Here is an 11818-nt window from a genome sequence, read left to right on the forward strand (position 1 = left end):
AAGACGCTCAAAGTTGAATTCCCTTGGCGTCGCATATACAATAGAAGTGGAGAAAAAGAAAGGTGTGTCCATAATGAACATATTCATCCAAATTTGGAAAAGTTTATATTCTCCGGAAGATATCTCCCGCTTTCGTTTTCAAGGGATCGGCAAAACGATCGGATATGTGTTTTTGCTAACGCTGTTGTCCCTTCTTCCGACATTTTATTATTTCTCCACATCGCTCATGGAAGGCGTCCGCACAACGGGCGCTTTATTGAATAACGAGTTGCCGCCATTTTCGATTGAAAAAGGCGAACTTCACTCGGAGGCGGCTACGCCGATTCATGTCGATCAAGGCGGGTTTACGATTATCTTTGACAGCACAGGCACGGTAACGGAAGAGGAAGTGGAACGGTTTCCGACTGCCGTTGCCCTGTTAAAACACGAAGCCGTACTTGTTGTGAACCATCAAGCACAGCGCTACAGCTATGCAACGTTTCCTGATATCAAAATTACCGATCAGGATGTACGCGCCTTTGTTGCGGATCTAGAGTCTCTTTTGCCCGTTCTCATTCCGCTTTTTGGACTCGTGTTATACGTGCTCGCTTGCGCCGGAAAATTCCTCAGCGTATGCGTGCTCGCCTTTTTCGGTCTTGTTTTTGCCGGCGTGCTGGACAAAAAGCTTCGCTACCGCCATACATGGGTGATGTCGGCGTATGCCATTACGTTGTCCACCGTTTTCTTTACTTTAATGGAATCCATGCAAACGGTCGTGCCATACGGCGTGTTGATTCATTGGTTCGTTTCGCTCGCCGTTCTCTTTTTGGCGGTGAAAGAAGTTCCCTCCTCAGCCCAACGAAACAGCTAGCCGCCAAGGAGCCCCTTGGCGGCTTTTTCATATTGCGAACCATCTGTTGGAAACTGGCGGACAATGATTGGATTTCTCGGGTGTGGGAAATGATGGACAGGTCACTGCTCAAATCTCCATTCGCCACCTTTTTCATTGCTCTCTGAAGACTGACAATAGGTGCTGTCACCGTTCGGACAAACGCAATGATAACCAATGATGCTCCACATGCGCTGATCAATGTTGCCGCCAAAATAAAAACAGCCATTTGATGCAAAGCTGTCATGTATGAACTTGTAGGCACAGTAATGACGTAGATTCCTTTTAATTCCTGTATATTCCGGTAAGTAACTGTATTTTCCATTTATAACGGTATAGGAAACCCCATTTCTGTTCTTTTTCATATGTTCGATGAGCGTCTCCGGAATCAAAAGCGACGAGCGCCGGCTTACGTAGAATGGGCGAACCGTTTCAGCAACGAGAAAAAACTCAGCCGGCATCCCATCTTGCATCAATTCGGCTTGTTGCTTGCGGACTCCCTCGTTCACGCGCTCCATAAACTGTTCTTGATCCCCTATGTACATAAATAAAAGATTTTGCACCAGTTCATACATCATATCCGTTTCCCGCTCAAGACGTTGCTCAATCGCTTGCATTGCCTCCTTTTTGGCTTTCGCATACGATACTGCGCCAACCAGCCCAACTGAGATGGCTACAATACCGACAAATAAAATGATTAACTGGTTTTGTAACTTCATCTCTCTTCGTGTTTTTTTCATGATTGTCTTCCTTCTTCTCCCATTATGTCGGTCAACTATTAAGCTCGCGTAAATATTTTGTAATTTTTTTGAATTGTTATCATATTCCGCGCGGACAAGCATACATTTCATAAAAAAAGCGGTGGAGGAATCATGAAAAAGTGGCTGCTTGTTTGTGTCGCCATCCTTGTCGGCTGCATCGCCTACCGGGATTTGACAACCGGAACGCTTCCGACGTCATCGAACCCGCTGATCGTCGACGAGACGATCGGCAGCCTTGCTTACAAAACGATTAAAATTAAAGCCGGAGACACCCTTTTGTCCATTGCCGAGCGTGAACAGCAAGGGCCGCTTCCCGTTTCAATCGACACGTTGATCCGCGACTTTGAGAAGCTGAATCCCGGCACAAAGGCGAACGCTCTTCAAATTGGAAAAGTATATAAAATCCCAGTATATAAAAAATAAGCGTAGTGTATTTCTTGCTAACGTGTTGTCACTACTGATAAACTTAGGGCAGGACAGCATTTGGTTTAAAGGAGCGAATGTTCGTGGGTGACATAATCCATCGTTCAAAAACGCGGCCGGTCCGCGTCGGTCCGCTGACGATCGGCGGCAGCAACGAAGTCATCATTCAAAGCATGACGACGACGAAAACGCACGATGTCGAGGCGACGGTGGCGCAAATCCGCCTGCTTGAGGAGGCGGGCTGTCAAGTCGTCCGCGTCGCCTGCCCGGACGAACGGGCCGCCGCGGCGATACCGGAAATTAAAAAGCGAATCAACATCCCGCTTGTCGCCGACATCCACTTTGACTACAAACTGGCGCTGAAAGCGATCGAAGGCGGCGTTGATAAAATCCGCATCAATCCAGGCAACATCGGGCGCCGCGAAAAAGTCGAAGCGGTCGTGAAAGCGGCGAAAGAGCGCGGTGTGCCGATCCGCATCGGCGTCAACGCCGGATCGCTGGAAAAACGCATTTTAGAAAAATACGGATATCCAACAGCCGACGGCATGGTCGAGAGCGCCTTATACCATATCCGCATCTTGGAAGAACTCGATTTTCACGACATTATCGTTTCGTTGAAAGCGTCCGATGTGCGCCTCGCCATTGAAGCGTACGAAAAAGCGGCGCGCACGTTCGACTATCCGCTCCATGTTGGCATCACCGAGGCGGGAACGCTTTTCTCCGGCACGATCAAAAGCGCCGTCGGGCTTGGCGCCATTTTAAGCAAAGGGATCGGCAACACGATCCGCGTTTCGCTAAGCGCCGACCCGGTTGAAGAAGTGAAAGTAGCGCGCGAAATTTTAAAAACGTTCGGGCTCGCCTCCAATGCGGCGACGCTCATTTCCTGCCCGACGTGCGGGCGGATTGAGATCGATTTGATCAGCATCGCCAATGAAATCGAGGACTATATCGCCAAAATTAAGGCGCCGATCAAAGTCGCCGTGCTCGGTTGCGCGGTCAACGGCCCGGGCGAAGCGCGCGAGGCGGATATCGGCATCGCCGGCGCCCGCGGCGAAGGCTTGTTGTTCCGCCACGGCAAAATTGTCCGCAAAGTACCGGAAGAACAAATGGTAGAAGAGCTGAAAAAAGAAATCGACAAGCTGGCGGAAGAATATTTTGCGAAACAAAAGGAAAAAGAAGCCGCCCTGAAAAGCGGCGCCCCGGAATAAACGGGGCGCGCCAACGGGCGGACGCCGAAAATAGGGCGTCCCCGCCTTGGGGACACCCTCGCTTTTTTTACGTATAAAACGGCATAATAAACAGGCGGACGAGAATGGCGATGACGCCGATTCCAATGGCCCAAGCCCCAAGCGTTTCCGCCCCGCGCCGGCGCGCAATAAAACCGACGATGATGCCGGCGGCTCCTAACAAAATCGGCCAAATAAACAAGGCGATGATCGACAACGCCAGGGCGAGCCATCCAAGCCCGGCGCCGCCTGCGCGTTCTTCATCCCGCTCGTCGCGGCGGCGAATCGGTTCAGCGACTTCCGCCGCTGTTTCTTCCATGAAAGTGCGTTCTGGTTCCTCTTTTCCGATCGATTGCACGTAACTTCCATTATACGTGCGCTCGCGGTCATCTGCCATATGCTTCCCTCGCTTTCCTAAAGTAAGGAGCATTCTTAGTATGAGAAACCGGTGTTATTTTATCAGTGTGAATATTTTCTAAAAGGGGGATGCGACGATGAAACACCGGCTCGGGATCGACATTGACGGCACGGTTACGTGTCCGAGCACATTTATTCCGTATTTAAACGAGGCATTTGGCAAACCACTCACATTAGGCGACATTACACAATATAATTTGGCGCCGCTGTACGGGACAACGGAGGAAGAAATGGACCGGTGGCTTGCGGAAAATGAGGCGGGCATTTACGAACGTGCGCCGCTGGCTCGCTACGCGCTTGAGGTGATTGACAGCTGGAAAGACAAATACGAGCTGTATTACATCAGCGCCCGCGGCCGCCATTTGTACGAGCTCACCGAACGCTGGTTTCAACGGCACGGCATCCATTACCACCATATTGAGCTGATCGGGTCCCACGATAAAATCGCCGCCGTCCGCCAATACAGGCTGGCCGCCTTTTTTGAAGATAAATACGATAACGCTTGTGAGATCGCGGAAGCATGCGGCATCCCGGTCATTTTGTTTGACACGCCATACAACCAAGGCCCGCTTCCTGACAATGTCATCCGCGTCCGGCATTGGCTCGAGGCCAAGCGTGAAGTCGAGCTGCGCTTGGCGCCATAAGAAAAACATCTCCCGTCTTATATCGGGAGATGTTTTTGGCATTGCGGACATGTTCCGTAAATTTCAAATTTATGGTCGGCGATTTCGTAGCCGTCAAGCTGCGTGGCCAGCCTGTCCATTGGACATATATCGATTTCTTTTGTTTTCCCGCACTCGGTGCAAATGAAATGATGGTGATGGCGGCGGGCGTCGCAGGCGAACCGAAACCGTTTCTCTCCTGACAACTCGGTCATCTCCAAAATGCCGAGCGCAGCAAAGAGCGACAAATTGCGGTACACCGTGTCAACGCTTAAGCCCGGATAAGCGGGACGAAGCGCCTCAAGCACTTCTTTTGCCGTCAAATATTTGTCGCGGCCGGCAAACAGCTCGAGCATTTGTTTCCGTTTTTCCGTATATTTAAACCCTTTTTCCTTCATTAACTGCAACGCTTCGCCGACGTTCATCGCGACCGCCCCCTTCTCCATTTTTTCCATCCTAATACGAGAAGCAAAATGGCCACGGCCATCATGACAATCGTTCCGCCCGGCGCCCAATCGAGTTCGTATGCCGCCAGCAAGCCGACGATGACGGAAAGCTCCCCGAAGAAAACGGAATATGCGATGGCTTGTTTAAAGCTTTTGGCGATGCGGATGCTCGCGGCCACCGGCAGCGTCATGAGCGAAGAAACGAGCAGCACGCCAACGATGCGCATCGACGCCGCGATGACGAGAGCGACAAGCACGATAAACAAAAAATGAATGAGCTTGGCGCGGACGCCGGAGACGCGGGCATATTCCTCATCAAACGAGAGAAGAAACAATTCCTTGTAAAAAGCGAAAATGACGGCGGCAGCAACAATCGCGACGCCGAGCGCCGTTCCGACATCAGAGCGGCTGACAGCGCTCACGCTGCCGAACAAGTACGAAAACAAATCAGTTGTAAATCCGTTGGCCGCTGAAATCAAAATCACACTTAAGCCGATGCCGGCCGATAAAATGATCGGAATGGCAAGCTCCTCATAATGCCGGTACACAGCACGCAGCTTTTCGATAAACAGCGAGCCGATGACGGAAAAGCCCATGCCGATGTACAGTGGGTTCCATCCGGCTGCCGCCGGCACGGACTTCCCGAGCAGCAGCCCGGCGGCAATGCCGGCAAGCGTGACATGGCTCAACGCATCCGCGATGAGCGAGAGCCGCCGAACAACGATAAACACGCCAAGCAGCGGCGCGGCAAATCCGGTCAATACCCCGGCCCAGAAGGCGTTGCGCAAAAACTCGTACTGCCATAAGGCTTCCCACACGTGTCATTCCTCCAACGTCAATCGTTTATATGGCCCCTCTAGTGCTCGTGGGAGAGAACGTGAAGCGGATGCCCGTAAAACTGCGAAATGGCTTCGTCGCCAAGCTGTTCAAACTCCTCCGCTTTTCCATGGAAATAGAGGCGTCTGTTCAAACAGGCGATATGGGTGACCCGCTCCGTAATCGTCCCGATGTCGTGCGTCACTAAGATAAGCGTCAAACCGCGGCGGTTCAAATTGCCAAGCAGCTCATAAAACTCGTGCACATGGCGGGCATCCACGCCGACCGTCGGCTCGTCTAAAATGAGCAAATCCGGTTGGCTCGCCAACGCCCGGGCGATAAACACCCGCTGCTGCTGGCCGCCGGACAGCTCGCCGATATTGCGCTTCGCCAACTCGCTCAGCCCAACAGCCTCAAGCGCCGCCGTGACCGCCCGCCGGTCTTCTTTCGTCAACAGGCGGAACAAGCCGCGTTTCGCCGTCAATCCGCTCGCCGCCACTTCCTCAACCGTCGCCGGGAAACCGCGGTTAAAACTGTTGGCTTTTTGCGATACAAAGCCGATTCGATGCCATGCCCGGAACGATTCAACCGGTTCACCGAACAACAAAATGCGGCCATGCGACGGCTTGAGCAAACCGAGCACGCATTTCAGCAGCGTCGATTTTCCCGAGCCGTTCGGGCCGACCAATCCTAAAAATGCTCCTTTCGGCACCGTTAAACTAACATGCTCAAGCACGTTCTCGTTTTCATAGCGGAACGACACATCCTCAATTTGCAAAACAAGCCCACTCTCCATGGCGGTTCTCCCTTGCTAATTCAGAATCATTCTGATTTGCTTCACTATGCAAGTATACTCCGCCATCCGCGTTTTGTAAACCTCAATGAATCGCTGATTTAAAGCGGGCGCCGCGCACTTCATGCGTCGGCATAATGGTGATGAACGCATCCGGGTCGATTTCATTGACGATCGATTTTAGTTTTGTCACTTCCAAGCGCGTGACGACCGCATAAATAATTTCTTTTTCTTCATCGGTGTAGCCGCCTTTGCCGATCAATTTCGTCGTTCCGCGGCCGAGGCGGTGCAAAATGGCGTCCGAAATCTCCGCATAATAATCAGTGACAATAAAAGCGGCCCGCGTCTCATCAAGCCCTTCGATGACTGCGTCGATCGTCTTGGAAGCAATATAGTACGTCATGACCGAATACATCGCCGCCTCGACCCCGAGCACAAACGCCGCCCAGCCGAAAATAAAGACGTTGACAAACATGACGAACTCCCCGACGGAAAACGGGATTTTTTTCGTCAACAAAATTCCTAAAATTTCCGTCCCATCGAGCGACCCACCATGGCGAATGACCAACCCGACGCCAAGCCCAAGCGCCAAACCACCAAACACCGTTGCCAAAATCGGCTCGGCCGTCAGCGGGGAAAAATGATGAAATGCCCGTTCAGCGGCTCCGAGAATGACGACGCCTAAAATCGTCGACAACATAAACGTTTTGCCGATGTGCTTGTAGCCGAAATACATAAACGGGGCGTTTAAGAGGATGACAAGCGTGGCAAAATTGAGCAGCCGCCATTCATCTGGGATCAAGTAATCGAGGATGAGCGAAACACCGATAATGCCGCCATCGATCATTTTATTCGGAACAAGCAGCCGCTCGATCGCGAAGGCAGCCAATGCCGCGCCGATGGCGATCATGACCACCCGGTACAACACATGGTTCAACGGTTCCTTTTTATGCTGTTTTGCCGCCAAATTACCACCCTTTCTCCCTTTGCTTTCATTTCCATTATATCATACACCCCTTTTCTGTTCACGCCATATGATGGAAGAGAACGAAGGAGGCGGTGGCAATGAATTTTTATCAACAGCTTGTCAAGCAAAAGTTGAAAACGATCACCCCAGAGGAATTGGCGGCCTACAGCCGGGACTACGGCCTGCCGATTACCGTCAGCCAGGCGAAAAAAATTCTCCATCTGGCCCGGACGAATGATATCAACGTTTTCGATCCGCAAGAACGGAAAAAATGGGTGCGCGAGCTGGCGAAAATCACCTCGCCGGAGATCGCCAAAAAAGCGAACGAACTGTTTTTGCAATTTGTGCAAAAAAAGTAAAAAAGGGCGGAACGCCCTTTTTTATTGCTCGTCAGCTGCAATTTTCTCAAGCAATCGATCATCAAAGGTCTTTGCCCGCAGCATCGCAATTTCATGCTTGTACGGTGGTTTTTTGTTGTTTTTCTCCTCACCGACATACGGCGTTTCTAAAATTTTTGGAATATCCTCCAGTTGTGGATGATGGACGATATAATTGAGCGCAGCAAATCCGATATGGCCGAACCCGATGTTTTCATGGCGGTCTTTTCGGCTGCCGCGCGGGTTTTTGCTGTCGTTAATGTGCAGTACTTTCAACCGCTCAAGACCGATGATGCGGTCAAATTCATCAAGCACGCCGTCAAAATCATTGACAATGTCATAGCCGGCGTCATGCGTATGGCACGTGTCAAAACAGACGGACAACTTGTCGTTATAGGCGACGCCATCAATGATGTACGCCAGCTCTTCGAACGTGCGCCCACATTCCGATCCTTTGCCGGCCATCGTCTCAAGCGCGATTTGCACGGTCTGCCCGCGCGTCAACACTTCATTCAGCCCGCGGATGATTTGCCGGAGCCCCGCCTCCGCCCCGGCACCGACATGAGCACCCGGGTGCAGCACAAGCTGGCTCGCCCCTATCGCTTCTGTCCGCTCGATTTCAGCGCGCAAAAAATCAACGCCAAGCGCAAACGTATCAAGGTTGACCGTGTTCCCGATGTTGATGATGTACGGGGCGTGAACGACGATCTCCTCAATGCCATGCGCCGCCATATGTTTTCGCCCGGCTTCGATATTGAGTTCCTCGATCGCCTTGCGCCTTGTGTTTTGCGGCGCCCCCGTGTAAATCATAAACGTATTCGCGCCGTAGGAAACGGCTTCCTCACTGGCGGCGAGCAGCATGTTTTTGCCGCTCATCGACACGTGTGAACCGATTTTTAGCATCCTCTTCTCTCCCTTTTCGTTTCATTCCGGGCCAAGACTACAATTGTTTGAAACGGCCAAGCCGCTTTTTCTTCTTTTCGAGCTCGGCGCGCAGCTTTTTCTTATAGCCCGGCTTCACTTTCTTCGCCTTTTTCAGCTTGGCGATCACCGGCGCGAGTTCGTCTTTCTTTTCGCCGGCCCGCTTGCTCCGCCGGTTCCATGGCGGGAGCTCTTTCCATTCGCCGCGCACAAGATCGCGGTGGACGAACGAAATGCCCATTTTCTCCAGGCGGGCGATCGCATCCTGGTCGGACGGCTCGTAAATCGTCGCCGCAATGCCGTTGTAGCCGGCGCGCGCCGTCCTTCCAGCGCGGTGGATGTAAAACTGCAAATCATCCGGCAGTTCGTAGTTGACAACATGGCTGACTCCTTCGATGTCGATGCCGCGCGCCGCCAAATCGGTGGCGACCACGTATTGAAACTCGAGATCGCGGATTTGGTTCATCACTTTTTTTCGTTCGCGCGGCGTCAAATCGCCGTGCAGCACGCCGACTTTCAGCCCTTGTTCCGCAAGAAGGTCGGCGACTTCATCCGCCATCTTTCTCGTGTTGACGAACACGATGGCCAAATACGGGTTGTAGCTGACAAGCACATCATGAAGCAGCCTAGCCTTCTCGCGCCCACGCAGCGGAATGAGCACATGCTCGATGTTTTCGTTTGCCGCCTGTCTCGGCTTGACCTGGACGAATGTTGGATTTTCCATATATTTTTTCAAAAACGGCTTCAGCTTTTCCGGAATGGTCGCCGAAAACACAAGCATTTGCAACTCTTTCGGCATGCGGGCGGCGATTTGGTCCACATCGACGAGAAAGCCCATATCCAGCATCAAATCGGCCTCATCAACAACAAGAGTGCGCGCCGTATGCACATCAAGCGCCTGCTCGCGGATGAAATCGTTGATGCGCCCCGGCGTGCCGATGACGATGTGCGGCTGCACCGTCAATTTCTCGAGCGCTTTTTGCTTATCCGTCCCGCCGATGAAACAGCGGGCGATGATCATGCGGTCTTTCGGGCAAAATTTTGTAATCTTCAATGTCTCATGATAAATTTGCGTCGCCAGCTCGCGCGTCGGCGCCGTGATGACAGCCTGCACTTCCGCACGCTCCGGATCGATCTTTTCGATGATCGGCAACAAATAGGCATGCGTTTTCCCTGTCCCGGTTTGCGACTGGCCGACCATGCTTTCGCCGCGCAACGCCCCCGGAATGATGCGTTCTTGAATTTCCGTCGGTTTATAAAAACGAAGCGCCTTAATGGCTTCGATGACAAACGGTTGAAACGAAAAACGGGCAAACTGCGTCTCCGTCATTCCACCACAACTCCCTTCTGCCTGAGCCGCTCCATTCGCTTCACCATTATAGCGAATGTCGGAGGTCGGCCGCAACTAAAGACCACGGCAGCGGGAAAAACCTTTCCCGCCTCGCCCGCATATTGTATGAACGAGGACGATTGTTCATCCGCACAGTGGAAAGGAGGCAACTGTCATGAGTGCCATGAGATACAGCCGGCCCCCGATGATGCCTTCTCCATTCATCGGTGCCCCGCCCGCCCCGTTCGCCCGCATGCCGGCCCCGTTCCCTCGCCCCGGCGGCGCAGGCGGCCTGCTAGCCCGTTTATTTTCCCGCGGGCAGCCGCCAACGGCGGTCCCATCTCCATGGGGGATGCCGCTATTGCAAAACACAGCCGCCAACGCCGCCACAACAGCCAACACAGGCAGCGGGTTTATCGGCATGTTAAACAACGTGCAAAAAATGCTCGGCATCGCACAAAACGTTGTGCCAATGGTGCAGCAGTACGGGCCGCTCATCCGCAATCTTCCGGCGATGATCCGCATTTTTCGTGAGCTGAAACCAGCTGATAAAAAAGAGGAGAACCCCACCCAACCGGAGCGCGCACCGGCTGAAGAGGAGAAACGAAAATCAGGAGGGCAGGCGGCCAAGAAACGCCCCGTTCCGCGGCCAAAGCGCGAAGAGCTAGCAGAAAAGCGCACGCCAGCCGCACCCAAACCATCAACCCCCAAGCTGTATATATAGCCATTTTCCGCCCCAGCGCTGCTTGTTGCCGTTTGGGGCGATTATTCTTTGTCTTCCCTTCCGCTCTCCGATATAATGAAAGGTGAACAACCGCCGCACGGTCGGCGGCAGGGAGGGAAAACGATGGAAGTCATTAAAATCACCCCGCGCGGATATTGCTACGGGGTTGTCGATGCGATGGTGATCGCCCGCAATGCGGCTTTGGATCCGTCATTGCCAAGGCCCATTTATATTCTTGGAATGATCGTCCATAACAAACACGTCACCGATGCGTTTGCCGAAGAAGGCATTATTACACTCGATGGAGAAAACCGGCTTGAGATTTTGGAAAAAATCGACCGCGGCACGGTCATTTTCACCGCCCACGGCGTATCGCCGGAAGTGAAAAAGCGGGCGCTCGAAAAAGGGCTGGTCACGATCGATGCAACGTGCCCGGATGTGACGAAAACACACCGCTTGATCGAACAAAAGCTCGCGGATGGCTATGACATCATTTACATCGGCAAAAAAGGGCACCCGGAGCCGGAAGGAGCGGTCGGCATCAATCCGGAGCGCATTCACCTTGTGGAAACGGTCGACGATGTCGAACGGCTCGCGTTGGAAAACAAGCGCCTTATGGTGACGAACCAAACGACAATGAGCCAGTGGGACGTCGCCGATATTATGGCGAAAGTGAAGGAAAAGTACCCGCACGTGGAAATGCATAAAGAAATTTGCCTCGCGACCCAGCTCCGGCAAGAAGCGGTCGCCGAACAGGCAAAGGACGCCGACGTGACGATCGTTGTCGGCGACCCGCGCAGCAACAACTCCAATCGCCTCGCCCAAGTGTCGGAAGAAATTGCCGGCACGAAAGCGTACCGCGTCGCGGATGTCACGGAAATCGACATCAATTGGATAAAAAATGCCAAAAAAGTCGCCGTCACCGCCGGCGCTTCGACCCCAACGCCGATCACCAAGGAAGTGATCGACTTCCTCGAGCAATTTGACCCGAACGACCCGGCGACATGGCAGCGGGAGCGGAAAGTGCCGCTGCACAAAATTTTGCCAAAAGTAAAAGCAAAGAAAGACGAGTAACAGCTCGCCCCGT

14 protein-coding genes and 1 pseudogene are annotated in these 11818 nt (G+C 52.8%); 7 read left to right on the plus strand and 8 right to left on the minus strand.

Annotation, left to right across the window (positions count from 1 at the left end; translation table 11 throughout):
• Positions 1–73: 73 nt before the first annotated feature.
• Positions 74–850 carry a DUF1189 domain-containing protein gene (locus tag ACR1UW_RS13275; RefSeq protein WP_498933675.1) on the plus strand — a complete coding sequence of 259 codons (777 nt, stop codon included), beginning with the start codon at positions 74–76 and terminating at the stop codon, positions 848–850.
• An 88-nt stretch (positions 851–938) separates the two neighbouring features.
• Here the strand turns inward: ACR1UW_RS13275 and ACR1UW_RS13280 are convergent.
• Positions 939–1193 (minus strand): annotated as a pseudogene (locus tag ACR1UW_RS13280) (HAMP domain-containing protein); the annotation flags it as partial.
• Positions 1194–1740: 547 nt separating this feature from the next.
• On the opposite strand from ACR1UW_RS13280, the gene yqfZ reads away from it, so the two are divergent.
• Both yqfZ and ispG read left to right on the plus strand, forming a co-directional pair.
• Complete coding sequence (gene yqfZ / locus ACR1UW_RS13285; RefSeq protein WP_033010227.1) at positions 1741–2052, plus strand: protein YqfZ; 312 nt, start codon at positions 1741–1743, stop codon at positions 2050–2052.
• An 83-nt stretch (positions 2053–2135) separates the two neighbouring features.
• Entirely contained in the window at positions 2136–3260 is a 1125-nt protein-coding gene (gene ispG, locus ACR1UW_RS13290; protein WP_498933677.1) for a flavodoxin-dependent (E)-4-hydroxy-3-methylbut-2-enyl-diphosphate synthase, read from the plus strand.
• Positions 3261–3327: 67 nt separating this feature from the next.
• On the opposite strand, the gene ACR1UW_RS13295 is transcribed toward ispG, so the two are convergent.
• The gene (locus ACR1UW_RS13295; protein WP_033010230.1) at positions 3328–3675 is read right to left on the minus strand and encodes a hypothetical protein; all 348 of its coding nucleotides are present in this window, start codon (positions 3673–3675) and stop codon (positions 3328–3330) included.
• A gap of 97 nt (positions 3676–3772) precedes the next feature.
• On the opposite strand from ACR1UW_RS13295, the gene ACR1UW_RS13300 reads away from it, so the two are divergent.
• Complete coding sequence (locus ACR1UW_RS13300) at positions 3773–4339, plus strand: nucleotidase (protein ID WP_033010231.1); 567 nt, start codon at positions 3773–3775, stop codon at positions 4337–4339.
• A gap of 17 nt (positions 4340–4356) precedes the next feature.
• On the opposite strand, the gene ACR1UW_RS13305 is transcribed toward ACR1UW_RS13300, so the two are convergent.
• The 4 genes from ACR1UW_RS13305 to ACR1UW_RS13320 form a co-directional block, all read right to left on the minus strand.
• A complete protein-coding gene (locus ACR1UW_RS13305) occupies positions 4357–4782 on the minus strand; it encodes a Fur family transcriptional regulator (RefSeq protein WP_498933680.1) in 426 nt (141 codons plus the stop codon).
• Positions 4779–5621, minus strand: a complete 843-nt coding sequence (locus ACR1UW_RS13310; protein WP_033010233.1) for a metal ABC transporter permease — start codon at positions 5619–5621, stop codon at positions 4779–4781. The genes ACR1UW_RS13305 and ACR1UW_RS13310 overlap by 4 nt, the downstream gene beginning before the upstream one ends.
• A 38-nt stretch (positions 5622–5659) precedes the next feature.
• Complete coding sequence (locus ACR1UW_RS13315; RefSeq protein WP_498933682.1) at positions 5660–6415, minus strand: metal ABC transporter ATP-binding protein; 756 nt, start codon at positions 6413–6415, stop codon at positions 5660–5662.
• Between the two features lie 82 nt (positions 6416–6497).
• The gene (locus ACR1UW_RS13320; RefSeq protein WP_094238977.1) at positions 6498–7379 is read right to left on the minus strand and encodes a YitT family protein; all 882 of its coding nucleotides are present in this window, start codon (positions 7377–7379) and stop codon (positions 6498–6500) included.
• Positions 7380–7477: 98 nt separating this feature from the next.
• Between ACR1UW_RS13320 and ACR1UW_RS13325 the strand changes: the two genes are divergently transcribed.
• Positions 7478–7738 (plus strand): DUF2624 domain-containing protein, encoded by a 261-nt coding sequence (locus ACR1UW_RS13325; protein WP_047818712.1) that lies wholly within the window; start codon positions 7478–7480, stop codon positions 7736–7738.
• A 21-nt stretch (positions 7739–7759) separates the two neighbouring features.
• Here ACR1UW_RS13325 and ACR1UW_RS13330 read toward each other — a convergent pair whose 3' ends face one another.
• Both ACR1UW_RS13330 and ACR1UW_RS13335 read right to left on the minus strand, forming a co-directional pair.
• Complete coding sequence (locus ACR1UW_RS13330) at positions 7760–8659, minus strand: deoxyribonuclease IV (protein ID WP_033014659.1); 900 nt, start codon at positions 8657–8659, stop codon at positions 7760–7762.
• Positions 8660–8696: 37 nt separating this feature from the next.
• Positions 8697–10007 (minus strand): DEAD/DEAH box helicase, encoded by a 1311-nt coding sequence (locus ACR1UW_RS13335; RefSeq protein WP_033010238.1) that lies wholly within the window; start codon positions 10005–10007, stop codon positions 8697–8699.
• A 175-nt stretch (positions 10008–10182) separates the two neighbouring features.
• On the opposite strand from ACR1UW_RS13335, the gene vrrA reads away from it, so the two are divergent.
• Entirely contained in the window at positions 10183–10731 is a 549-nt protein-coding gene (gene vrrA, locus ACR1UW_RS13340; protein WP_289643047.1) for a VrrA/YqfQ family protein, read from the plus strand.
• Positions 10732–10854: 123 nt separating this feature from the next.
• Positions 10855–11805 (plus strand): 4-hydroxy-3-methylbut-2-enyl diphosphate reductase, encoded by a 951-nt coding sequence (locus ACR1UW_RS13345; RefSeq protein ID WP_044743145.1) that lies wholly within the window; start codon positions 10855–10857, stop codon positions 11803–11805.
• The last annotated feature ends 13 nt before the right edge of the window (positions 11806–11818 follow it).

This window comes from Geobacillus lituanicus, assembly GCF_050994965.1.
GTDB classification, from domain to species: Bacteria; Bacillota; Bacilli; order Bacillales; family Anoxybacillaceae; genus Geobacillus; species Geobacillus stearothermophilus.

Excerpts from the sequence above, each read along its gene's own strand:
- ACR1UW_RS13275 (WP_498933675.1), top strand. The coding sequence starts at position 74 with ATGAACATATTCATCCAAATTTGGAAAAGTTTATATTCTCCGGAAGAT.
- yqfZ (WP_033010227.1), top strand. The coding sequence starts at position 1,741 with ATGAAAAAGTGGCTGCTTGTTTGTGTCGCCATCCTTGTCGGCTGCATC.
- ACR1UW_RS13295 (WP_033010230.1), bottom strand. The coding sequence starts at position 3,675 with ATGGCAGATGACCGCGAGCGCACGTATAATGGAAGTTACGTGCAATCG.
- ACR1UW_RS13300 (WP_033010231.1), top strand. The coding sequence starts at position 3,773 with ATGAAACACCGGCTCGGGATCGACATTGACGGCACGGTTACGTGTCCG.
- ACR1UW_RS13305 (WP_498933680.1), bottom strand. The coding sequence starts at position 4,782 with ATGAACGTCGGCGAAGCGTTGCAGTTAATGAAGGAAAAAGGGTTTAAA.
- ACR1UW_RS13315 (WP_498933682.1), bottom strand. The coding sequence starts at position 6,415 with ATGGAGAGTGGGCTTGTTTTGCAAATTGAGGATGTGTCGTTCCGCTAT.
- ACR1UW_RS13325 (WP_047818712.1), top strand. The coding sequence starts at position 7,478 with ATGAATTTTTATCAACAGCTTGTCAAGCAAAAGTTGAAAACGATCACC.
- ACR1UW_RS13330 (WP_033014659.1), bottom strand. The coding sequence starts at position 8,659 with ATGCTAAAAATCGGTTCACACGTGTCGATGAGCGGCAAAAACATGCTG.
- ACR1UW_RS13335 (WP_033010238.1), bottom strand. The coding sequence starts at position 10,007 with ATGACGGAGACGCAGTTTGCCCGTTTTTCGTTTCAACCGTTTGTCATC.
- vrrA (WP_289643047.1), top strand. The coding sequence starts at position 10,183 with ATGAGTGCCATGAGATACAGCCGGCCCCCGATGATGCCTTCTCCATTC.
- ACR1UW_RS13345 (WP_044743145.1), top strand. The coding sequence starts at position 10,855 with ATGGAAGTCATTAAAATCACCCCGCGCGGATATTGCTACGGGGTTGTC.